This window comes from Streptomyces sp. Ag82_O1-12 (assembly GCF_900182715.1).
Taxonomy (GTDB): Bacteria; Actinomycetota; Actinomycetes; order Streptomycetales; family Streptomycetaceae; genus Streptomyces; species Streptomyces massasporeus.
This window is the reverse complement of record NZ_FXUW01000001.1, coordinates 7,079,938-7,101,559: the sequence shown is the minus strand read 5'-3', so window position 1 is coordinate 7,101,559 and position 21,622 is coordinate 7,079,938. Positions and strand designations below refer to the sequence as shown.

At 70.1% G+C, this 21,622-nt stretch carries 17 protein-coding genes and 2 pseudogenes; 8 read left to right on the top strand and 11 right to left on the bottom strand.

The window, feature by feature from the left end; all coding sequences use genetic code 11:
• Positions 1-24: 24 nt before the first annotated feature.
• The gene (locus QOL88_RS32365) at positions 25-444 is read right to left on the bottom strand and encodes a DUF7144 family membrane protein (protein ID WP_097221796.1); all 420 of its coding nucleotides are present in this window, start codon (positions 442-444) and stop codon (positions 25-27) included.
• A gap of 32 nt (positions 445-476) precedes the next feature.
• Positions 477-947: an SHOCT domain-containing protein gene (locus QOL88_RS32360; protein ID WP_097221795.1), complete on the bottom strand. Its 471-nt coding sequence runs from the start codon at positions 945-947 to the stop codon at positions 477-479.
• Between the two features lie 186 nt (positions 948-1,133).
• On the opposite strand from QOL88_RS32360, the gene QOL88_RS32355 reads away from it, so the two are divergent.
• The 3 genes from QOL88_RS32355 (at position 1,134) to QOL88_RS32345 (ending at position 4,367) form a co-directional block, all read left to right on the top strand.
• Positions 1,134-1,712: a potassium channel family protein gene (locus QOL88_RS32355; RefSeq protein WP_097221794.1), complete on the top strand. Its 579-nt coding sequence runs from the start codon at positions 1,134-1,136 to the stop codon at positions 1,710-1,712.
• A gap of 3 nt (positions 1,713-1,715) precedes the next feature.
• Positions 1,716-3,125: a DUF2252 domain-containing protein gene (locus QOL88_RS32350; protein ID WP_097221793.1), complete on the top strand. Its 1,410-nt coding sequence runs from the start codon at positions 1,716-1,718 to the stop codon at positions 3,123-3,125.
• A gap of 408 nt (positions 3,126-3,533) precedes the next feature.
• Positions 3,534-4,367 carry a class II glutamine amidotransferase gene (locus QOL88_RS32345; protein WP_097221792.1) on the top strand — a complete coding sequence of 278 codons (834 nt, stop codon included), beginning with the start codon at positions 3,534-3,536 and terminating at the stop codon, positions 4,365-4,367.
• 18 nt (positions 4,368-4,385) lie between these two features.
• Here the strand turns inward: QOL88_RS32345 and QOL88_RS32340 are convergent, their stop codons facing one another.
• The 5 genes and pseudogenes from QOL88_RS32340 to QOL88_RS32320 all read right to left on the bottom strand — a co-directional run.
• Complete coding sequence (locus QOL88_RS32340; protein WP_097221791.1) at positions 4,386-4,895, bottom strand: O-acetyl-ADP-ribose deacetylase; 510 nt, start codon at positions 4,893-4,895, stop codon at positions 4,386-4,388.
• Positions 4,892-6,301: a phytoene desaturase family protein gene (locus QOL88_RS32335; protein ID WP_097221790.1), complete on the bottom strand. Its 1,410-nt coding sequence runs from the start codon at positions 6,299-6,301 to the stop codon at positions 4,892-4,894. Before QOL88_RS32335 ends, QOL88_RS32340 begins: the two co-directional genes overlap by 4 nt.
• Positions 6,302-6,480: 179 nt before the next feature.
• Complete coding sequence (locus QOL88_RS32330; RefSeq protein ID WP_097221789.1) at positions 6,481-7,326, bottom strand: inositol monophosphatase family protein; 846 nt, start codon at positions 7,324-7,326, stop codon at positions 6,481-6,483.
• A gap of 85 nt (positions 7,327-7,411) precedes the next feature.
• A complete protein-coding gene (locus QOL88_RS32325) occupies positions 7,412-9,238 on the bottom strand; it encodes a gamma-glutamyltransferase family protein (protein WP_097221788.1) in 1,827 nt (608 codons plus the stop codon).
• A gap of 242 nt (positions 9,239-9,480) precedes the next feature.
• Positions 9,481-9,696, bottom strand: a pseudogene (locus tag QOL88_RS32320) (transcriptional regulator); the annotation flags it as partial.
• 435 nt (positions 9,697-10,131) lie between these two features.
• Here QOL88_RS32320 and QOL88_RS32315 point away from each other — a divergent pair.
• The 3 genes from QOL88_RS32315 to QOL88_RS32305 all read left to right on the top strand — a co-directional run bounded on the left by QOL88_RS32315 (position 10,132) and on the right by QOL88_RS32305 (position 15,691).
• On the top strand, positions 10,132-11,565 hold the full coding sequence (locus tag QOL88_RS32315) for a non-reducing end alpha-L-arabinofuranosidase family hydrolase (protein WP_097221787.1): 1,434 nt from the start codon (positions 10,132-10,134) through the stop codon (positions 11,563-11,565).
• Between the two features lie 633 nt (positions 11,566-12,198).
• Positions 12,199-13,635, top strand: a complete 1,437-nt coding sequence (locus tag QOL88_RS32310) for a non-reducing end alpha-L-arabinofuranosidase family hydrolase (protein ID WP_218892925.1) — start codon at positions 12,199-12,201, stop codon at positions 13,633-13,635.
• A 433-nt stretch (positions 13,636-14,068) separates the two neighbouring features.
• The gene (locus QOL88_RS32305) at positions 14,069-15,691 is read left to right on the top strand and encodes a glycoside hydrolase family 43 protein (RefSeq protein WP_097221785.1); all 1,623 of its coding nucleotides are present in this window, start codon (positions 14,069-14,071) and stop codon (positions 15,689-15,691) included.
• A 188-nt stretch (positions 15,692-15,879) separates the two neighbouring features.
• Here QOL88_RS32305 and QOL88_RS32300 read toward each other — a convergent pair.
• Together QOL88_RS32300 and QOL88_RS32295 are read right to left on the bottom strand one after the other, a co-directional pair.
• Positions 15,880-16,080 (bottom strand): annotated as a pseudogene (locus tag QOL88_RS32300) (2-oxoacid:acceptor oxidoreductase subunit alpha); the annotation flags it as partial.
• Between the two features lie 256 nt (positions 16,081-16,336).
• Positions 16,337-17,272, bottom strand: a complete 936-nt coding sequence (locus QOL88_RS32295) for an AraC-like ligand-binding domain-containing protein (protein WP_257027956.1) — start codon at positions 17,270-17,272, stop codon at positions 16,337-16,339.
• A 346-nt stretch (positions 17,273-17,618) separates the two neighbouring features.
• On the opposite strand from QOL88_RS32295, the gene QOL88_RS32290 reads away from it, so the two are divergent.
• Together QOL88_RS32290 and QOL88_RS32285 are read left to right on the top strand one after the other, a co-directional pair.
• Complete coding sequence (locus QOL88_RS32290; RefSeq protein ID WP_143668907.1) at positions 17,619-17,813, top strand: hypothetical protein; 195 nt, start codon at positions 17,619-17,621, stop codon at positions 17,811-17,813.
• Between the two features lie 424 nt (positions 17,814-18,237).
• Positions 18,238-18,906, top strand: a complete 669-nt coding sequence (locus tag QOL88_RS32285) for a hypothetical protein (RefSeq protein WP_097221783.1) — start codon at positions 18,238-18,240, stop codon at positions 18,904-18,906.
• 24 nt (positions 18,907-18,930) lie between these two features.
• Here QOL88_RS32285 and QOL88_RS32280 read toward each other — a convergent pair whose 3' ends face one another.
• On the bottom strand, positions 18,931-20,451 hold the full coding sequence (locus QOL88_RS32280) for an NCS1 family nucleobase:cation symporter-1 (protein ID WP_097221782.1): 1,521 nt from the start codon (positions 20,449-20,451) through the stop codon (positions 18,931-18,933).
• Between the two features lie 147 nt (positions 20,452-20,598).
• Positions 20,599-21,621: a TIGR03842 family LLM class F420-dependent oxidoreductase gene (locus tag QOL88_RS32275; RefSeq protein WP_097221781.1), complete on the bottom strand. Its 1,023-nt coding sequence runs from the start codon at positions 21,619-21,621 to the stop codon at positions 20,599-20,601.
• Position 21,622 lies beyond the last annotated feature (1 nt).

The window sequence follows — 21,622 nt, the reverse complement described above, 5'->3', positions numbered from 1 at the left end:
TGGGCGGGGCACGGTCGGCGGCTCTCAGGCGTCGCCCTTCTTCACGGTGCACAGAGCCCAGATGATGAACGCGGACATCGCGATCATCACCACGGACCAGACCGGGTAGGCCGGCAGGGAGAGGAAGTTGGCGATGAGGACGAGTCCGGCGATCCCCACGCCGAGCACGCGCGCCCAGGTGGAGGCCTGGAACAGCCCCAGGCTGATGAGCACGGCGACCACGCCCAGGGCGAGGTGGATCCAGCCCCAGCCGGTGGTGTCGAAGGCGAAGACGTAGTTGGGGGTCGTGACGAAGACCTGGTCCTCGGCGATCGCCGAGATGCCGCGCATGATGCCGAGGATCCCGGCGAGCATGAGCATCACGGCTGCGAAGATCATCAGGCCTGCGGCGGCGGTTCCGTGCCTCGTCCTCGAGGACCCGTGCGTCGGGTGTGTGGCGGTCATCCTGCTCCTCGATTCTGCTGCGTCCGGCGCGGTCAGCGACCGGAGGTGGGGGTACCGGCGGTCGATGCGCCCGATGCTCCGGAGCCGCTGAGCACCAGTTCCTTGGCCCTGCGGAACTCCTCATCCGTGATGTCGCCGCGGGAACGGATCTCGGACAGTCTGGCGAGCTCGTCGACGCTGCTGGACCGGTGCTCGCCGCCCCGGGCGGTCTCTTTGATGTAGCTGTCGAAGGCCTGCTGCTGGGCACGGGCCCGGTCCGTCTCCCGGCGGCCCATGTTCCGGCCGCGGGCGAGGACGTAGACGAAGACGCCCAGGAAGGGCAGCAGGACGCAGAAGACCAGCCAGCCGGCCTTGGCCCCGCCGCTCAGGGAATCGTCGCGGAAGATGTCGAGGACCACCCGGAAGAGCAGGACGAACCACATGATCCAGAGGAAGAACCACAGCATCGACCAGAAGGCGCTCAGCAGCGGAAAGTCGTACGCCAGGTAGTTCTGCGCGCTCATGTCAGTCCTCCGTCCCGGGTGCACGCCCGGCAGTCGTCCCCGTCGGCACCAGCGTGCCCGGGCCCGGAGCCGGGCTGCCTCACCCGTGGCGGGTGATCCGTGCGAGGCGTCCGGGCGCTGAGGTGGTAGGGCAGGCCTTGTGGGGCGCCCCGGCACCGGGGCGGGACCGAGACCGGAAGACACGCGATGGACGATCCAGCGGAGGTTCCCGACCGGCGGCGGCCGGGGCGTCGCCGGCGTGCGGCGGGCAGGGCCCTCGTACGCGCCGCGCTCATCGCGGCCGGGCTCGTCACGGTCTACTACGTGCTGCCCCTGGACGGGCGCGGCACGAGCGGCGATTCGGTGCTGCTGGCCTGCGGTCTGCTGCTGGTGGTCGTGGTCTTCTGGTGGGAGGTGCGGGCCATCGTGACCTCGCCCTACCCCCGGCTGAAGGCCGTCGAGGCCCTGGCCACGACGCTGGCGCTGTTCCTGCTGCTCTTCGCGGGCGCCTACTTCCTGCTGGAGCACACGACCCCGGGCTCGTTCAGCGAGCCGTTGACCAAGACGGACTCCCTGTACTTCACGCTCACCACGTTCACCACCGTCGGCTACGGCGACATCACGGCCCGCTCCCAGACCGGGCGAGTGCTGACGATGATTCAGATGGCGGGCGGGCTGCTACTGGTGGGCGTGGCGGCACGAATCCTCGCCGGCGCGGTGCAGGCGGGGCTGCGCCGGCAGGGCCGGGAGCCCTCGGACGACTTCCCCTCGCGGCCGGAGCGCTGAACCATGACCGTACCGAGTCCCTTCACCACCTTCAGGTCACCGGCCGAGCGGGCCGCCGCGGGCCGGAACGCCCGGCGGCGGGTGCCGCGTTCCTCCCACGCCGGGTTCGAGGCCGGGCTCGACCGGTTCGACCCCGTCGAGGTGCTGGAGCGCCAGTCCGCCACCCGTGTGAAGGAGTTGGTGCCGATCCGCTACGGCCGCATGCTGGAGGCCCCGTTCCGCTTCTACCGCGGCGCGGCGGCGATCATGGCGGCGGACCTCGGCGCGCACACGGACACCGGGCTGCGGGTGCAGCTGTGCGGGGACGCCCATCTGCTGAACTTCCGGCTGCTGGCCTCGCCGGAGCGCCATCTGGTCTTCGACATCAACGACTTCGACGAGACGCTGGCCGGGCCGTTCGAGTGGGACGTCAAACGGCTCGCGGCCAGTTTCGCCATCGCGGGCCGCGCCAACGACTTCTCGACGGCGGAGCAGAACAGCGCGGTGGAGACGTGCGTCAAGGCCTACCGGCGGCGGATGCGGGACTTCGCCGGGATGCGCACCCTGGACATCTGGTACGCCCAGGACGACGCCGACCACGTGCGGGAGCTGATGGCCGCGTCGATCTCCAAGGAGGCCCGGCGCCGCACCGCGAAGGCCACGGCGAAGGCCCGGACCCGCACCCACATGCAGGCCTACGAGAAGCTCACCCGGGACACGGCCGTGGGGCGGCGGATCACACCGGACCCGCCGCTGATCACCCCGCTGCGGGACCTGCTGGAGGACGACTCGGCGCACTTCCGGGAGAAGGAGCTGCGGGCCGTTCTGGAGGGCTACGCCAGGACGCTGTCGTACGAGCGACGACACCTGCTGCGCCGCTACCGCCTGGTGGACATCGCCCGCAAGGTGGTGGGGGTCGGCAGTGTCGGCACCCGCTGCTGGATCGTGCTGCTGCTCGGCCGGGACGACGACGATCCCCTGCTGCTGCAGGCCAAGGAAGCGCAGGAGTCGGCGCTCGCCGCCCATTGCGGCGGCGACCGCTACGACAACCAGGGGCGGCGCGTGGTGTCGGGGCAGCGGCTGATCCAGACGACCAGCGACATCCTGCTGGGCTGGACGCACGCGGTGGGCCTCGACGGGCATGAGCGGGACTTCTACGTACGCCAGCTGCGGGACTGGAAGGGCATCGCCCAGCCGGAGACCATGGACCCCGGCCTGCTCCGGCTGTTCGGGCGGCTGTGCGGGGCGAGCCTGGCGCGGGCCCACGCCCGTTCCGGCGATCCGGTCGCCATCGCGGCCTACCTGGGCGGCGGCGACCGCTTCGACCGGGCGCTCACCGTATTCGCCCAGGCGTACGCCGACCAGAACGAGCGGGACTTCGAGACGCTGGGCGCGGCGGCCCGCTCGGGCCGGATCCACGCGGCGACGGAGTGATCGGCCGGGTCGCCGGGACCGGCGAGGCGGGTCGGCGTCCGCCGCCGATCCACACGAGGCGGGTCGGCGTCCCCCGCGGATCCACAAGGGGCCGGTCGGCATCCCCCCGATCCACACGAGGCCGGCTGGCACCCCCGCCGATCCACGCGGGGCGGGCCGGCGTCCGCCGCCGGTCCACGCGGGGCGCCTCCGCCGGGGAGCCGTCACCCCCGCGTCCGTCCACCACGAGTGGCGCTCGCTCCGCTCCGGGTCTCCGCGCTCATTCAGCCGCGCATGCCCGGCCCAGGGCCGTAACCACCCGCGGCGGGCGATGCGTGCCGGGCGCGAGGGAGGTTCGCTGGGGTCCACGCACATCACCTACGGAGCCGCGCGGCCCGGCCGGGGCGGCTCGGAACAGGGGTATCGGCCATGTGCCGCTGGCTCGCCTACTCGGGCACTCCCGTGATCCTCGACGACGTCCTCTACCGCCCGGAGCACTCGCTGATCGACCAGAGCCTGCACGCGCGGATGGGGGTCGAGACCACCAACGGCGACGGCTTCGGCGTCGGCTGGTACGCGTGGCACCTGCGCACCCCCGCCGTCATCCGCGACACCGGCCCGGCCTGGAGCAACCGCAATCTGCGGGAGATCGCCGACCACGTCCGCTCGCCGCTGTTCTTCGCGCATGTGCGCGCCTCGACCGGCTCGGCCGTGCAGCAGACGAACTGCCACCCGTTCCGCCACGGGCGGTGGATGTGGATGCACAACGGAGCGATCGACGGATTCCGTGAGCTGCGCCGGGATCTCATGCTGGCCGTGGACCCGGGGCTGTTCGCGTCGATGGAGGGCACGACGGACTCGGAGGTGATGTTCCACGTGGCGCTCACCTTCGGGCTGGACGGCGATCCGCCGGGTGCGGTGGCCCGGATGACGGGGCTGATCGAGCGCCTGGGCCACGAGCACGGGGTGCCGCAGCCGCTGCAGATGACGGTCGCGGTGACCGACGGGGAGCGGGTGTGGTTCTTCCGCTACTCCAGCGCGGGGAAGTCGCGGTCGCTCTACTACAGCAGCCGCGTGGAGGACGTCCGCGCTCTCCACCCCGACCTGGGGTTCCTGAACCATGTCTCCGACGAGACGCGGCTGGTCGTGTCGGAGCCGCTGGGCGATCTCCCCGGTGTGTGGAACGCCGTCCCCGAGAGCACCTACGGAGTCGTCCAGCCCGGCCGGGACCTGCTGCAACACTTCGAGCCGGAGCCCGTCTGAGCCCCGCCGTGCCGTGGCTCAGCGCAGCCGCGCGGCGAACGCCTCGTAGGCCCGTTCGTCGAAGAGGACGAACCTGACCTCCTCGACGGTCGTGTCCGCCGCCCGTACGGTCTCGACGGCGATGCGGGCACCGTCGTCCATCGGCCAGCCGTAGACGCCGGTGGAGATCGCGGGGAACGCGACCGTGCGGGCGCCGAGTTCGCCGGCGACGCGGAGCGACTCGCGGTAGCAGGACGCGAGGAGGCCGGAGCGGTCCTCGGTCGCGCTGAACACCGGGCCGACGGTGTGGACGACCCAGCGGGCGTCCAGCTCGCCGGCGGTGGTGGCGACCGCCCGGCCGGTGGGCAGGCCCTTGCCGAGGTGCGCGGCGCGGAGCCGGCGGCAGTCCTCCAGGATCGCGGGTCCGCCGCGGCGGTGGATCGCCCCGTCGACCCCTCCCCCGCCCAGCAGTGAGGAGTTGGCCGCGTTGACGATCGCGTCGACGCTCTCGCGGGTGATGTCGCCCCGGACCAGTTCGATGGCCGTCATGTCTGCCTCAGTCGCTTCCAGACCGCCTTCGCCGCGTTGTGCCCCGACATGCCGTGCACGCCGGGGCCCGGCGGGGTCGCCGACGAGCAGATGAAGACGGCCGGGTGCGGGGTGTGGTAGGGGAACAGGGTGGCCCTGGGGCGCAGCAGCAGCTGGAGTCCGGAGGCGGCGCCGGAGGCGATGTCCCCGCCGACGTAGTTGGCGTTGCGGGCGGCGAGTTCGGGCGGGCCCGCGGTGGCACGGGCCAGGACGCGGTCGCGGAACCCCGGGGCGAAGCGCTCCAGTTGGCGCTCGATGGTGTCGGTGAGGTCGCCGGTCCAACCGTTCGGGACGTGCCCGTAGGCCCAGAAGACGTGCTTGCCGTCCGGGGCCCGGGTGGGGTCGACGACGCTCGGCTGGACCGTGATCAGGAACGGCTTGTCGGGGGCCCGGCCCTCCCGGGAGGCCGCGCGCAGGGCGGCGCCGATCTCCGCGCTGCTCGCGCCGACCTGCACCGTGCCGGCGGCGCGGGCCTCCTTCGCGGTCCAGGGCACGGGGCCGTCCAGCGCGTAGTCGACCTTGAAGACGCCCGGCCCGTAGCGGTAGCCGGCGTAGTGGTTGCCGAAGCCGGCGATGCGGGCCAGGGCGGTGGGCGAGGTGTCGAAGACGTACGCCCGGGCCGGCGGCAGATCGTCGAGGCGCTTGACCTCGTAGTCGGTGTGGACGCTGCCGCCGAGGTCCTTCAGGTAGGCGGCGAGTGCGTCGGAGAGGGACTGGGAGCCGCCGCGGGCGACGGGCCAGCCGCGCGCGTGCGCCGCGAGGGCGAAGACCAGGCCGATCGCGCCGGTGGCGAGGCCGCTGAGCGGTGCCATGACATGGGCCACGAGCCCGGAGAACAGGGCCTTGGCCGGTTCGTCGCGGAAGCGGCGCATCAGCAGTGTCGACGGGGGCAGCCCGGCCAGGCCGAAGCGGGCGAGGGTCACCGGGTCGCGGGGCAGCGCGGTCATCGGCAGGGACATGAAGTCCCGGGCGAGGGTGTCCCACTTGGGCAGGAAGGGCGCGATGAGCCTGCGGTACGCGCCGGCGTCGCGCGGGCCGAAGGAGGCGGCCGTCTCGCCGACCGTCCGGGCCAGGACGGCCGCCGTGCCGTCCGGGAACGGATGCGCCATGGGCAGCTCGGCGTGCAGCCACTCCAGGCCGTACCGCTCGAGCGGCAGGGCGCGGAACGCCGGTGAGTTGATGCCGAGCGGGTGGGCCGCGGAGCACGGGTCGTGCCGGAAGCCGGGGAGGGTGAGCTCCTCGGTGCGGGCACCGCCGCCCACGGTGCCCCGGGCCTCGAAGACGGCGACGGAGAAGCCGCGGCGGGCCAGCTCCACGGCCGCGGTCAGTCCGTTCGGCCCCGCACCCACTACGACGACATCGAGCATCGACGGCACCTTCGGACCCCTTCGTCAGCCGACGGCCACTGAGGATCAGGATATGCCCGGAGACTGACAGTCACCGGCCGCCGGTGATTTCCGGTGCGGAAGACCGCTTTGCGGCAGCTGGAATCCACTCATACACACGCTGGGTGATCAACCGTGTGCGTCATGCAACGGTCTTGGGTCTATACCTCGCCCGACAGCAGGCCCACCACCCGGCGGGCCGTGGCCGCGTCGCGGGCGGCGGTGAAGGGCAGGGTGTTGCCGCCCGCTATGCGGAACGGCTCCCCCGCGAGTGTCAGGTGGGCGCCGCCGGCCTCCTCGACCAGGAGCAGACCGGCCGCGTGGTCCCAGGCCGCCTCCCAGGAGAACGCGACGGCGTCCAACTCGCCCCGGGCGACGGCCAGGTACTCCAGACCGGCCGAGCCGCACGGGCGCGGTGCCACCCCGTCGGCGCGCAGACCGAGCAGGGCGTGCTTCTCCTCGTCCGTCGTGTAGTCGGGGTGGGAGGTGGCCACGCGCAGGTCCCGACCCGGCTCCGGCACTCCGGCGAACAGCCGCTCCCCGTCGAGGTGGGCGCCCTTGCCCCGCTGGGCGGTGGCGAGCCGGTCGCGGGCGGGCGCGTACGTCCAGGACGCGAGCAGGGTGCCGCGGTGGGCCAGCGCGACCAGGGTGCAGAACCCGGCCTCGCCGCGCACGAACTGACGTGTCCCGTCGACCGGGTCGACGATCCAGACCGGGGCGTCCGCGCGTATCGCCGCGTACGACGCGGGGTTGGCGTGGACCGCCTCCTCGCCGACCACGACCGAACCGGGCAGCAGGGCGGCCAGGGCCTCGGTCAGGTACAGCTCGGCCTTGCGGTCGGCGTCGGTCACCAGGTCGTGCGGGCCGCTCTTCTGGTCGATCTCGTGCGCTGCCAGCTGGCGCCAGCGCGGCATGATCTCGGTGGCGGCGGCCTTGCGGATCGCCTCTTCGACGTCGGAGGCGTGCTGTGCGAGAAACTCTTCGATGGTTTCGTTGCTGTCGTTCACCCCTCCATGACAACACGTGCCACTGACAACGCCCGCACTCCGGGTGCACTCCGGGTGGCCTCGCGATGAACAGCGGCCCGCCGGATCACCGGCCCACCGCGTACCCCTGCATCCCGCGCGGGTTCGCCGCCGCCGACAACACGCCCGTCTCCGGGTCCCGGGCGACCGCGCACAGCCGGCCCTCCGACCAGGGGCCGCCCACGGTCACGTCGTGGCCGCGGCGCCGCAGTTCCGCCACGACGACCGGGTCGGTGCGGGACTCCACGGTCACGCTGCCCGGGCGCATGCCGCGCGGGTAGAACGAGCCGGGGAAGCTGTCGTTGTGCCAGTTCGGGGCGTCGATGGCGCCCTGGAGGTCGGGGCCGCCGCGCACCCGGGCGCGCAGCGCGACCGCGAGGAGGAAGTGCAGCTGCCACTGGTCCTGCTGGTCCCCGCCGGGCGTGCCGAACGCCATGACGGGCACGCCGTCGCGCAGGGCGATCGAGGGCGTCAGGGTGGTGCGGGGGCGCCGGCCGGGGGCCAGTGAGCCCGGCAGGCCTTCCTCCAGCCAGGTCATCTGGAGCCGGGTGCCGAGCGGGAAGCCGAGTTCGGGCACGACCGGGTTGGACTGGAGCCAGCCGCCGCTGGGCGTGGCCGAGACCATGTTGCCCCAGCGGTCGACCACGTCGAGGTGGCAGGTGTCGCCGCGGGTGGTCCCGTCGGCCAGGATCTCCGGTTCGCCCGGCACGGGGGACGCCGGGCTCTTGGCGACGGTCGGTTCGCCGGCGCCCAGGGCGTCGTAGCCCTCCTGGGCGGCGGCCGCCCCGCGCGCGTGCGCGCACAGCCGCGGGATGCGTCCGCCGGGGCTGCCGGGCCGCAGGCCGTTCTCGGCCCACTCGCCGACGAGGGCGCGGCGGGCCGTGTTGTACGCGTCGGACAGCAGGTCGTCGAGGGGCACGTCTGCGGCGTCGCCGTACCAGGCCTCCCGGTCGGCCATGGCGAGCTTGCAGTTCTCGACGAGGAGGTGGACGTAGTCGGCCGAGCCGTAGCGGGGCAGTTCGGGCGGGAGCAGGGCGAGTTGCTGGAGGAGGACCGGGCCCTGGCTCCAGGGGCCGGGCTTGCACACGGTCCAGCCGTTCCAGTCGTACGTCGCCGGCCTCTCGTAGGTCGCTGACCAGGTGGCGAGGTCGGCGGCCGTGAGGGTACCGGTGTGGCGTTCTCCGCTGGTGTCCCTGGTGGGGCGACCGGCCTGGCGGACGAGGGCGTCGGCGATGAACCCGGTGCGCCAGACCTGCCGGGCGGCCTCGATCCGCGCCTCCCTGCCGCCCGCGCCGGCGGTCTCGGCGAGCAGGCGCTTCCAGGTGGCGGCGAGGGCGGGGTTGGCGAAGAGCTCGCCGGGGCGCGGTGCCTTGCCGCCGGGGAGATAGACGTCCGCCGACGAGGTCCACTCCGTCTCGAACAGCTCGCGCACGGTCTCGACGGTCTCGCCGACGCGCTCCACGGGCGCGTGTCCGTGCTCGGCGTATCCGATCGCGTACTTCAGGACGTCCTCGAGGGACCGGGTGCCGTGGTCGCGCAGCAGCGTCATCCAGGCGTCGAACGCGCCCGGTACGGCGGCGGCGAGCGGCCCGGTGCCGGGGACGAGGTCCAGGCCGAGACCCCGGTAGTGCGCGACGGTCGCGCCGGCCGGTGCGACGCCCTGCCCGCACAGCACCCGCACCTCGCCGCCGGCCGGGGCGAGCAGGATCGGCACTTCACCGGCCGGGCCGTTGAGGTGCGGCTCGACGACGTGCAGCACGAAGGCGCCCGCCACGGCCGCGTCGTAGGCGTTGCCCCCGCTCTCCAGGACGGCCATTGCCGACTGCGAGGCGAGCCAGTGGGTGGAGGACACCATGCCGAAGGTGCCCTGAAGGGTCGGGCGGGTCGTGAACATACGGCCTCTCACCTCGCTGTTTACGCGTACCGGCCCGGACGATGGGCACTCAGGAGGGGTCCTGGGGAGAAACTGGGGAGTTAGCGCCAGGGACCTTCTCCGCCCGCTCCCCCAGAAGGCTATCGATCGCCCTGCGTCCCTTCTTCCCCGCCTCCGGCATGAAGTGGGCGTAGTGGTCGAGGGTGATGGTCGGCGACGAGGTACCAGGTGCCGGCCTTGGCGAGCAGCCCGTAGGGGTCCACGACCAGGATGCGTGAGCACGACTCGTGGGGACTGTCGTACTCGATCCGTAGCCGGCGACCGCGCCGCACTGGGCCGATCAGTGCAGCCGGAGTCGTGTCGGAATCTCGTGCCTGGAGCCAGGGACGGCTGTCCACGTGCACTACGTCGGTGAGGGGCCTCACACGCCGCGTCGCTGCGTGCGGGATGAGCAGGACTGCCCGCCCGGCCACTCGCATCCCGCTCGGCGAGTTCTCGACGCTCCCCGCACCGCAGACGACCGCCGCAGGCACACATCGACCGGGCCGGCGTCAGTGAGTGCCACCGGCCCCGCCGCGAGCATGGGTCGGGCACCGAGCCGAACCAGAGGCTCAGGTGAGCGGTCTGGTCGGGGTCCGTGATGATCACCAAGCCCGTGCCGACAGTGCTACCTGACCCTCAGTCAAAGGTCGCTACAACCACGGAACTTGTAGCCGCCTGGTTTCAGCGTGCGAACGTTTCTGCCCACGAATTGCGCGAGAAGTATTGACGTCATTCATGTGATGTCTAGCATTCCCCTGATCGATACTTCGACCCCCGTTCGAAATAACGAACAACAAGTTGCACCATACCGGCAGCCGGACAGCCCCAACGGGGCAAACCGGAGTCACTCGCTCAAGGATGACGAGGTCCTTATGCGCAGACGTAGGTTCAGTCTCAGGCGCCCGTACGCGGTGCTCGCCGCCGCGGTCGCGGCCCTGGCCGCGTTGGCGTCGCTGCTCGTCGCCGGCCCGGCTCAGGCGGCCACCACCAGCGACGTGCGCGGTGTTGATTCCGGCCGGTGTCTCGATGTGGCGGGCGTCAGCCAGACCGAGGGCGCGAACGTGCACATCTGGGACTGCCACGGTGGAATCAACCAGCGGTGGACGTTGACGGACAGCAGCCAGCTGACCGTGTACGGCAACAAGTGCCTGGATGTCCGGGGCGGCGCCACCACGGCCGGGACCCCGGTGCAGATCTGGACGTGCAACGGCAGTGACAACCAGCAGTGGCGGGTGAACCCCGACGGCACGATCGTCGGCGTGCGGTCCGGGCTGTGCCTGGAGGTCTCGGGCTGGGGTAAGGCCAACGGCACGGGGGTGCAGCTCTGGTCGTGCCACGGCGGCACCAACCAGAAGTGGACCGGCCCGTCCGGGACGGGCAACTCGTGCGCTCTTCCGTCGACCTACCGGTGGACCTCGACCGGCCCGCTGGCGCAGCCGGCGAACGGGCAGCTCGCGCTGAAGGACTTCACCACCACCACGTACAACGGCAAGCACCTGGTCTACTCGACCACCTCCGACGGAACGAAGTGGGGCGCGACGAGGTTCAGTCCCTTCACGAACTGGTCGGACATGGGGGCCGCCACCCAGACCGCGATGAACGAGCCCGCGGTGGCGCCCGAACTGTTCTACTTCGCGCCCAAGAACATCTGGGTGATGGTCACCCAGTGGAGTCAGTGGCCGCTCTACTACCGCACGTCCAGCGATCCCACCAACCCCAACGGCTGGTCCGCCGCGCAGCCGCTGTTCACCGGCAGCCTCCCCGACGGCCCCGAGCCGGGCCAGAAGAACGCCCCGATCGACCCGACCATGATCGCCGACGACCAGAACATGTACCTGTTCTTCGCCGCCGACAACGGCAAGATCTACCGGGCGAGCATGCCGATCGGGGACTTCCCGGGCAGCTTCGGCTCCTCGTACGAGACGGTCATGAGCGACACGAGGGACCTGCTGTTCGAGGCGCCGGAGGTCTACAAGGTCCAGGGCCAGAACCAGTACCTCATGATCGTCGAGGCGATGGGCAAGGACCGCTACTTCCGCTCGTTCACCGCCCCCAGCCTGAACGGTCCGTGGACCGTCCAGGCCGGCAGCGAGAGCAGCCCCTTCGCGGGCACTGCCAACAGCGGTTCCACCTGGGCCAAGGGCGTCAGCCACGGTGACCTGGTCCGCAACAACCCCGACCAGACCATGACCATCGATCCCTGCAACCTGCAGTTCCTCTACCAGGGCCTGCCCACCAGCACACCGGAGGGCACCGACTACCTGAAACTGCCGTACCGGCCGGGCCTGCTCACCCTGCAGCGCTGACCGCCTGATCCACGGTGATCGCGATGGGGTGCGGTCCGCCGACGTGTAGACGAGCTGTCCACCTGCTGACCGATACTCACCGCCTTAGGGAACCCCAGCCGCGGGTCGGCTGGGGTTCCTCCCTTTCGTGGTTTTCCCCCGCGGGCGCATGGCGGCGTAACGGGCACGCGTGCACTGATCCGTACCTGACATCCGTGCGCAGTCCGGCAGGATTCGAAGACGATCCCGCATTCGAGGAAGTCTGGTCGAACGCCGCTGATGCCCGGCTGGTCGGCCTAATGGATCAAGTCGATGGCGTCGTCCCCACCAAAAAGCCCCCGCCCCGCGAGGAAACCGCGGGGTGGGGGCTTACTGGCGTAATGATCACCAAGCCCGTGCCGACAGCGCTACCTGACCCTCAGTCAAAGGTCGCTACAACCACGGGACTTGTGGCCGCCTGGGTTTCAGCGTGCGAACGTTTCTGCCCACGAATTGCGCGAGAAGTATTGACGTCATTCATGTGATGTCTAGCATTCCATCGATCGATACTTCGACTTCTGTTCGAAATAACGAACAAGCCGCACCGTGCCAGGCAGCCCGGACAGCCCCAACGGGGCAAACCGGAGTCACTCGCTCAAGGATGACGAGGTCCTTATGCGCAGACGTAGGTTCAGTCTCAGGCGCCCGTACGCGGTGCTCGCCGCCGCGGTCGCGGCCCTGGCCGCGTTGGCGTCGCTGCTCGTCGCCGGCCCGGCTCAGGCGGCCACCACCAGCGACGTGCGCGGTGTTGATTCCGGCCGGTGTCTCGATGTGGCGGGCGTCAGCCAGACCGAGGGCGCGAACGTGCACATCTGGGACTGCCACGGTGGAATCAACCAGCAGTGGACGTTGACGGACAGCAGCCAGCTGACCGTGTACGGCAACAAGTGCCTGGATGTCCGGGGCGGCGCCACCACGGCCGGGACCCCGGTGCAGATCTGGACGTGCAACGGCAGTGACAACCAGCAGTGGCGGGTCAACCCCGACGGCACGATCGTCGGCGTGCGGTCCGGGCTGTGCCTGGAGGTCTCGGGCTGGGGCAAAGACAACGGCACGGGAGTGCAGATGTGGTCGTGTACCGGCGGCGCCAACCAGAAGTTCACCGGCCTGTCCGGGGCGAGTAACGCGTGTGCACTTCCGTCGACCTACCGGTGGACATCGACCGGCCCGCTGGCGCAGCCGAAGGCGGGCTGGGCCTCGCTCAAGGACTTCACCAGCGTCGTCCACAACGGCAAGCACGTCGTCTATGCCACGACGCACAACACTCTCGCCGGTGAGGACGGGCGCTGGGGACTGACGACCTTCAGCCCCTTCACGAACTGGTCCGACATGGCCACCGCCACCCAGAACACGATTCCCTTCGACGGCATCGCGCCGACGCTGTTCTACTTCGCCCCGAAGAACCTCTGGGTGCTCGCCTACAACGGGGGTTGGCCATACAGCTTCTCCTACCGCACCTCGAGCGACCCCACCAACCCCAACGGCTGGTCCGCGCAGCAGGAGCTGTGGACGGGCACCCTCCCGAAGGGCGGCCCCCTCGACGTGACCCTCATCGGCGACGACACGAACATGTACATGTTCTTCGCCAACGACAAGGGCGACATCTACCGGTCCAGCATGCCCATCGGCAACTTCCCGGGCACCTTCGGTTCGGCCACGAAGATCATGAGCGACACGGAGCTCAACCTGTTCGAGGCGCCGGAGGTCTACAAGGTCCAGGGTCGGAACCAGTACCTCATGATCGTCGAGGCCCAGAATTACACAGGGTATGGTCGCTTCTTCCGCTCGTTCACGGCCACCAGCCTCGACGGCACGTGGACACCGCAGGCCGACACCGTGACCAACCCCTTCGCCGGCAGTGCCAACAGCGGCGCGACGTCCTGGACCAAGGACGTCAGCCACGGCGATGTGGTTCGCACCAACCCCGACCAGACCAAGACCATTGACCCTTGCAATCTGCAGTTCCTCTACCAGGGGCGCGACCCCAGCACCGACGGCATGGACTACGGCCTCCTGCCGTACCGGCCGGGGGTACTGACACTGCAGCGCTAGCCGGTGGCGTGACGCAGCTCCTGGCGTTCCTGACGTTCGCGGGCAACGACGTACGCCGAACCGGGTGAGCGTCACAGCGCGGGATCAGGAAGAACGGGTGGAGTTGGAGCGGCGGGCTCGGTGCAAGGCCGAGCCCGCCCGTGCACCTGGAGAACCCGGATGATGGAGGTTTCGTCCTGGTCGACCACGAGACGCGGAACGTCTCAAGCCTGGTGAGTCGGTCGGTTTCAGGGTTTGTCGAGTGAGCCGGGGTCGTCGGCGTCCGAGGATCACCGAACGACGACTGCTGGGGGCGAGCCGCTAACCACCCGCTGATCGCCCGGCGTTGACTCCCCTCCTGCCCCCTCCTGTGTTCCCGTTCGACACTCAGAATTACGTCTGATACCTCGAAGTTCGCTCTCGATCCCCTTACCCGTGAGGAAGCTGATCTCGTATGTCCTGGCTCCAACACCCCCACAGCCGCCGGAGAGTCATGGCGGTCACCGCCGGTCTGGTCGCGGGCGCCACGCTGCCGGCGATGCGCGCGGCGGCGGCCACGACGGCCCAGCAGGAGCGGTTCACCAACCCGGTGATCTGGCAGGACTTCGCCGACCTCGAGGTCATCCGCGTCGGCGACACGTACTACTACACCGGCTCGACCATGCACTACTCGCCGGGCGCGCCCGTCCTGCGCTCCTACGACCTGGTCGACTGGGAGTTCATCGGCCACTCGGTGCCGGTCCTCGACTTCGGCGACGCGTACGACCTCAACGGCGGACGGGCCTACGTCGGGGGCATCTGGGCGTCCTCGATGCGTTACCGCCCCAGCGACAAGACCTTCTACTGGCTGGGCCAGATCGGCTGGCAGCGGTCGTACGTATACAGCGCCACCGACGCGGCGGGCCCCTGGACCCGGCACGCCGAGATCGGCAGCATCTACTACGACGCGGGGCTGCTCTTCGACGACGACGGCACCCCGTACGTGGCGTACGGCGCCAACGAGATCCGCGTCGCGCAGCTCGCCCCGGACCTGCGCTCCGAGGTCAGGTCGGAGCACGTGCTCACCAAGCCCGCCGAGTTCGGCCTGATGGAGGGCTCCCGCTTCTACAAGATCAACGGGAACTACTACATCTTCGTCACCCGCCCGGCCGACGGCACCGCCGGGCAGTACATCTGGAAGTCCACCTCAGGCCCCTTCGGCCCGTACGAGATGCGGGAGGTGCTGTGGGACCTGTCCCGCCCGATCCCCGGCGGCGGCGTGCCGCACCAGGGCGCGCTGGTCGACACCCCGGACGGCGACTGGTACTACATGGGCTTCATCGACGCCTATCCCGGTGGCCGCGTCCCCGCCCTGGCCCCGGTCACCTGGAACGCCGAGGGCTGGCCCGAGCTCCAGACCGTCGACGGCGAATGGGGCGAGACATACCCCTACCCGGTCACCCCGCACCCGCTCCCGCCGATGACCGGCGCTGACACCTTCGAGGGGACGTCGCTGGCACCGTACTGGGAGTGGAACCACAACCCCGACACCTCCGCGTTCACCGTCGACAACGGGCTCACCCTCAGGACCGCCACCGTCACCGACGACCTCTACAACGCCCGTAACACCCTCACCCGCCGCATCCAGGGCCCCGCCTCCACCGCGACCGTCGTGCTCGACCACTCCGGGATGGCGGACGACGACCGGGCCGGGCTGGCGATGCTGCGCGACTCCTCCGCCTGGATCGGCGTCACGCGGCAGAACGGCGTCAGCAGGCTGGTGATGTTCGACGGCCTGACCATGGACGCCCGCTGGAACACCACCGGCACCGGCACCGAGCAGGCCCGCGCCGACCTCCCCACGTCCGGCAGCCGCGTCTGGCTGCGCGCCACCGCCGACATCAGCCCGGGGCCGGGCCGCCGGGCGACGTTCTCCTACAGCACCGACGGCACCACCTTCACCCCGCTCGGCCCGGCCTTCACCATGAACCACGCGTGGGAGTTCTTCTTGGGCTACCGCTTCGCCGTCTTCAACCACGCCACCAAGGCCCTCGGCGGCACAGTGCGGGTGGAACGCTTCGAGGTGAGCACGCCCTGACCATCCGACGCAGTCCGGCCCTCGGCCGTGCAGCGCGGTGCGCACGATGCGCTGCACGGCCATCGCGTCGTGCCGGAACTGCGCCTCGCACAGCTCTTCCAGCGGCAGCCGCGCGGCGCGCTCCTCCAGAGCCCGCCGGGTGGCGGCGCTCTCGCGGACGGTGGCGGCCGGGTCGTTCTTCGTCATCATCGGAACGACGACACACCCGGCAGGGTGCCGACGGGCGCGCGGATCTCGGCGGGGAAGTTCGGCAACGCCGACACGTCATTGCCGAACGACGCCGTCTCCGAGGTGTGACGGTCACCGGTGAGCTGCATACCGTCGCCCGGGTCCCGCCCCCGCGAAACGAATGACCACCGGTCCAGCCGGCGAATCTCGCTCTGACGCATGGCGTTCGTCCTTTCCGGAGAAACAGCATCACTTGAGCAGCAGATCACCCGATGGACCAGAGGAAGATGCCGGCGACGTGGAGTCCGGCCAGGTAGATGGTCGCGGTCTTCTCGTAGCGGGGTCAGCGACCCAGCCCCGGGACCTCTTATGCCGAAGGTGCCCTGAAGGGTCGGGCGGGTCGTGAACATACGGCCTCTCACCTCGCCGTTTACGTGGACCGGCCCGGACCGTGGGCACTCGGGACGGATGCGCGGATCAGCCTCTTCGCCCGCGGCGCAGGTCGCTGACGGTTTCGCCGAACTCGCGTTTCAGGGCCCGGCCGAGGTGTCTGGTGTCGTGCACTCCCCACCGTGCTGCGACCGTGGCTGTGGAGGTGTCCGCGCAGGCGGGGTCGAGAAGGTCGCGGCGGATCCGCAGCAGGCGTTCATGCCGGATCCAGGCGGCGAAGGTCAGGTCACCGCCTTTGAAGAGTGCGTGGAGGTACCGGACTGAGATGCGGTGCCGGTGCGCGACTCGCTCCGCACTGAGGTGGGGGTCGCCGAGGTGGGCCAGTGCGTAGACGCGGATGCGGTCGGCAAGGCCGCTGGCGACGGAAGCCCGCTCGGGAGTGGTGTCCGCGAACGTGGCGAGGAGGAGGGCGGTGAGCGCGTCGGCCACATACCTACGTGACGGGCCCTGACAGGCAGGGTCCTCATGGACCGCGGACAGTGCGTGGCCGAGGAGTCTGCCGATCCCGCCCTGAGTCGACATGGGGAGCGCCGTGCGCCGACTGAGGGCGGTCGCGTGCCTGCCGAGACTCGCCCGGGGAACGCAGAGCACGGTCATCTCGAGGGAATCGGCACCGATGAGCCGGTATGGCCGGGTGTTGTCACAGGCGAACAGCTCACCGGGTTTCACGGTCGCGCTCCGGTCGTCCTGGATCGCCGTGACCGGCCCGCGGTGGTGCAGATTGAAATGGATCCACTCCATGTCGCCGGAGGTGATGCTGCGGTTGTCCCGGGTCACCGTTGCGGCGGCTGCCTGGATACGGGCGACGACCACGGGTCCGATGGCTGTGTGGTCGACCACGGCTTCGAACCCCTGTGGGCCGGGATCGGTCACCCGCAGCGGGGCGAACAAGGCTGAGGCAACCGCCTCGAACGACTCAGTTCCTGTTAATCGTGAAGCTTTGCGGACTGTCAAGCCGATCACCCCCAGCTCCCCTGTTTGCGCGGGCAGTTTAGTGCCTCGTTGTGCACGAACTGGAGAGTCGCAGTGCACGTATTGGTGCTTTTGAGTCACGGAACATCCCTACAGTCGTCAACGACCGATGCACGACCTGAGCGCCCACGGCATGAGCCGGCGGCGCGTACACATCTCGTACAGCAGGGGGATTTGCATGCTCAAAAGCCGTATCGCAAAGGCAGTCGCCTCCACGGCGCTCGTTCTCGGGGCGGCGACGGCTTTCGCGCCGGGCGCGGCAGCGGACAGCGGCTCCTCGCCGGCCGCTGTCCCGGCGTCGGGGGACTCCACTTTGCAGGCGTGTTGGGGACAACGGGTGACCGGCAGCGGCGGCCACGCGGGGAACAAGACCTGGTGCGACTCGGGGCGATACCGCGAGGTGATCACCTGTGAGACTCTCGGGGGCTACCAGTACGTCCATTACGGTCCCTGGGTGTGGGCGACCGCGGAGAGCGTCGCGTGGTGCAACCTCGGCGACTCGATCATCGGGGACCGGACGCAGGTGGGGTGAGTAAGCTTCAGCGCTTTACCGTTCGGGGAACAGTCACCGCGACTGTTCCCCGAACGGCTTCATCCGACTTCCTTTTCCCACTGCCGCCCTGAGGGCGGCAGTCCTTCCGCTTTTCAGGCGCTCGCCTTCCACTTGAACATTTTTTGGTAATGGGGGCGGCGAAAGGTCGTCAGAAGCCCGGGGAGAGAGGGCACGGACGCGAGACGTTCCCAATACCCCCGAGGCGGGGCCGCCGCAGTCCGGCGCAAACCACCCCACTCGCCGCCCAAGCAGCCGATATCGCAAGGCCCGGCGATGAGGAATGGTCACCACGCGGCCACGGAGCGAGTTCGCACTTCCGCACCACAGACACTCGTGTGACACTGTCGTTCCGTCCGCCGTGCGGACCCGCTCCGCACCTTCCGTCCCCCACGAGAAGGGCGCCGTGCGTTCCCTACCTCTGCCCCTCGCCCTGACCGCCCGTCTGTCCCCGGTGGTGGTGCTCGCCGCGGCGGGCTGGGCCCTGTCGTCCGGCCCGTTCGCCGCGCCGCAGGCCGCCGAGCACAAGCCGGCCGAGGAGAAGACCGAGAACCGGTCCGCGTCCACCCCGTCGACGTCGACGGTGTCGAAGGCGTACTCGGCCGCGCCCGCCCCGTGCGAGAGCGTCGCCAAGAAGACGATCGAGTCGCTGGTGCCGGGTGCCAAGACGGCCGGCAAGGAGATCCCGTCCACGGACTCGGAGCTGCGCCGCACCTGCTCCTGGAACGCGCTCAAGGGGTACGACTACCGCTGGCTCGACGTGTCCTACGAGGTCATGGAGTCGGACGACGCCGCGCGGAAGTCGTACGAGGCGCACCTCGACAAGAGGAGCGGCGGCGGGGCCGTCCCCGGTCTGGGCGACAGCGCGTACTCCGTAGTCAACCTCACCACCGAGGACAAGCAGCAGACCCGCGAGGGCGTCGTGATCGCCCGCGCCTCCAACGCGCTGGTGATGATCACCTACAACGGCAGTGACTTCGAGTCGAAGAAGGCGCCCAGCACGGACACGATCAACAAGGGCGCCATCAAGGCCGCGAAGGAAGCGGTGGCCGCGCTGGAGAGCGACAAGGGCTGAGCGCCCTCCAGCGCGCCGCCTTCCTCAGACGGTGCTCCGCCCCCGCAGGGCCATCAGCACCAGGTACAGGACCATCGACGTGCCCAGGCCCACCGCCCAGCCGTAGTCGGCCAGATCGGCCAGCGCCGGGACGGGACGGCCGTCGATCAGCGGCTTGAAGCTCGCGCCGCCGACGGCGAGAACCCCGCCGACCGCGAAGGCGACGACGGCCCGCCAGTTCCAGCCGCCCTCGTACCAGTAGCGGCCGCCCGGGCGGTACAGGTCGGCCAGGTCGAGCCGGGCGCGGCGCAGGATCCAGTAGTCGGCGATGAGGATGCCCGCGACGGTGCCGAGCAGGCCGCCGACCAGCCCGAGCCAGGTGAAGATGTAGCCCTGCGGGTCGGAGTACAGCTTCCACGGGAAGATCAGCACACCGAGGACGCAGGTGGCGAGGGCGCCGGCCCTGAAACTGATCCTGCGGGGCGCGATGTTGGAGAAGTCGAACGCCGGTGAGACCAGGTTGGCCGCGACGTTGACGGAGAGCGTCGCCACCAGGACGGTGACCAGCGCGAAGAGCAGACCCACGGTGCTGTCGGTCTTCGCCGCGAGCTGCACCGGGTCCCAGATGGCCTCGCCGTAGACGGCCTGGGAGCCCGAGGTGACCATCACCGACAGGAACGCGAAGAGGGTCATGGTGGTCGGCAGGCCGAGCGCCTGGCCCCGGGTCTGCGCCTTCTGGCTCTTGCCGTAGCGGGTGAAGTCGGGGATGTTCAGCGACAGGGTGGACCAGAAGCCGATCATGCCCATCAGGGCGGGGGCGAACAGCTTCCAGAAGTCCGCGCCCCAGCCGAGCTTGGAGGGCTGGTCGAACAGCGGGCCGAAGCCACCCGCCTTGTCACTCATCCACCACAGCATCACGAACGCGCCGACGAGCACGAAGGGCGCCGCCCAGTTCTCGAAGCGGCGGATGGTCTCCATGCCCCGGTAGATGATGACGACCTGCAGCGCCCAGAAGATCGCGAACGACAGCCACATGGTCCAGGCGTAGCCGCCGACCTTCGCCGCGTCCGTCCAGCCGGTGCCGATGAGCTTGCCGGCCAGGAAGTAGATGGCCTCGCCGCCGATCCAGGTCTGGATGCCGAACCAGCCGCACGCCACCAACGCCCGCACCACGGCGGGCAGGTTGGCGCCACGGATACCGAAGGAGGCCCGGGCGAAGACCGGGAAGGGTATGCCGTACTTGGGTCCGGCGTGCCCGGTGAGCAGCATCGGTATCAGCACGATGACGTTGGCCAGGGCGATGGTGAGCACCGCCTGCTTCCAGTCCATGCCGACGGCGATGAGCCCGGAGGCCAGGGTCCAGGAGGCCGTGTTGTGGGCCATGCCGACCCACAGCGCGGAGAAGTTGTACGTGGTCCAGGTGCGCTTCTCGACCGGGACCGGCAGCAGGTCCTCGTTGGCGTAGGGGCCGGTCGGTGCGGGGGCGCCCGGGGCGATCTCCACCCGGCCGTCGTCGCGGGTGACTTGAGTGGGCGGCGGTGGGGCCGTGGGAGCGGTATCGGTCATGGGCCGGGCCAATCAGGGGAGGTGGGACGGGAAAGGCCGTGCGGTGACGCCGATGGGGGGTGCGCTCCGGGTGCGGCGGGGAGCGTCCTGGGCCCCCTTCCCGAGCCGCTGGGAAGGGGGAGTTCACAGGGGGTGGGGCGGCGGAGGTCAGCCGTTGACGGCCGGGATCACCCGGGATCCGTAGGCCTCGATCACGGCCTCCTGCGCGTCGTGCATGTCGTAGACGGCGAACTGGTCCACGCCGAGCGCGCGCAGCGCGTCCAGCTTCTCGATGTGCTTCTCGACCGGGCCGATCAGGCAGAACCGCTCGACGATCTCGTCGGGCACGAACTGGGCGTCGGGGTTCCCGCTGCGCCCGTGGTGGGAGTAGTCGTAGCCCTCGCGGGCCTTGATGTACTCGGTGAGGTCGTCGGGGACCTGGGCGGAGTGCTCGCCGTACTTGGAGACGAGGTCGGCGACGTGGTTGCCGACCATGCCGCCGAACCAGCGGCACTGCTCGCGCGCGTGGGCGAGCGCCTCGGGCGAGTCGTCCTCGGTGACGTACGCCGGTGCGGCCACGCAGATGGTCACCTCGGCGGGGTCCCGGCCGGCGGCGACGGCCGCGTCCTTCACGGCCTTGACCATGTACTCGGTGAGGTAGAGGTCGGCCAGCTGGAGGATGAACCCGTCCGCCTCCTCACCGGCCATCTTCAGGGCCTTGGGGCCGTACGCGGCCATCCACACGGGCAGTTCGGCGCCCTCACCGATCCACGGGAAGCGGACGACGGTGCCACCGCCGAGGTCGGCCTCCCGTCCGCTGCCGAGGTCCCGGATGACCTTCATGGCCTCGCTGATCCGGGCCAGGGTGTTGGGCTTGCGGCCGGCCACGCGCATCGCGGAGTCACCGCGGCCGATGCCGCAGACCGTGCGGTTGCCGAACATGTCGTTGAGGGTGGCGAAGGTGGAGGCGGTGACCTCCCAGGTGCGGGTGCCCGGGTTGGTCACCATCGGCCCGACCTTCAGGGTCGTGGTGTTGGCGAGGATCTGGCTGTAGATCACGAACGGTTCCTGCCACAGCACGGCGGAGTCGAAGGTCCAGCCGTAGGTGAAGCCGTTGCGTTCCGCCCGCTTCATCAGGCTGATCACCCGCGAGGCCGGCGGGTCGGCCTGCAGCACGAGTCCGAAGTCCATC

Coding starts and splice junctions, on each gene's coding strand:
- QOL88_RS32350 (WP_097221793.1), top strand. CDS start 1,716: ATGACCGTACCGAGTCCCTTCACCACCTTCAGGTCACCGGCCGAGCGG.
- QOL88_RS32325 (WP_097221788.1), bottom strand. CDS start 9,238: ATGTTCACGACCCGCCCGACCCTTCAGGGCACCTTCGGCATGGTGTCC.
- QOL88_RS32355 (WP_097221794.1), top strand. CDS start 1,134: ATGGACGATCCAGCGGAGGTTCCCGACCGGCGGCGGCCGGGGCGTCGC.
- QOL88_RS32345 (WP_097221792.1), top strand. CDS start 3,534: ATGTGCCGCTGGCTCGCCTACTCGGGCACTCCCGTGATCCTCGACGAC.
- QOL88_RS32340 (WP_097221791.1), bottom strand. CDS start 4,895: ATGACGGCCATCGAACTGGTCCGGGGCGACATCACCCGCGAGAGCGTC.
- QOL88_RS32360 (WP_097221795.1), bottom strand. CDS start 947: ATGAGCGCGCAGAACTACCTGGCGTACGACTTTCCGCTGCTGAGCGCC.
- QOL88_RS32305 (WP_097221785.1), top strand. CDS start 14,069: ATGTCCTGGCTCCAACACCCCCACAGCCGCCGGAGAGTCATGGCGGTC.
- QOL88_RS32315 (WP_097221787.1), top strand. CDS start 10,132: ATGCGCAGACGTAGGTTCAGTCTCAGGCGCCCGTACGCGGTGCTCGCC.
- QOL88_RS32365 (WP_097221796.1), bottom strand. CDS start 444: ATGACCGCCACACACCCGACGCACGGGTCCTCGAGGACGAGGCACGGA.
- QOL88_RS32280 (WP_097221782.1), bottom strand. CDS start 20,451: ATGACCGATACCGCTCCCACGGCCCCACCGCCGCCCACTCAAGTCACC.
- QOL88_RS32310 (WP_218892925.1), top strand. CDS start 12,199: ATGCGCAGACGTAGGTTCAGTCTCAGGCGCCCGTACGCGGTGCTCGCC.
- QOL88_RS32335 (WP_097221790.1), bottom strand. CDS start 6,301: ATGCTCGATGTCGTCGTAGTGGGTGCGGGGCCGAACGGACTGACCGCG.
- QOL88_RS32275 (WP_097221781.1), bottom strand. CDS start 21,621: ATGGACTTCGGACTCGTGCTGCAGGCCGACCCGCCGGCCTCGCGGGTG.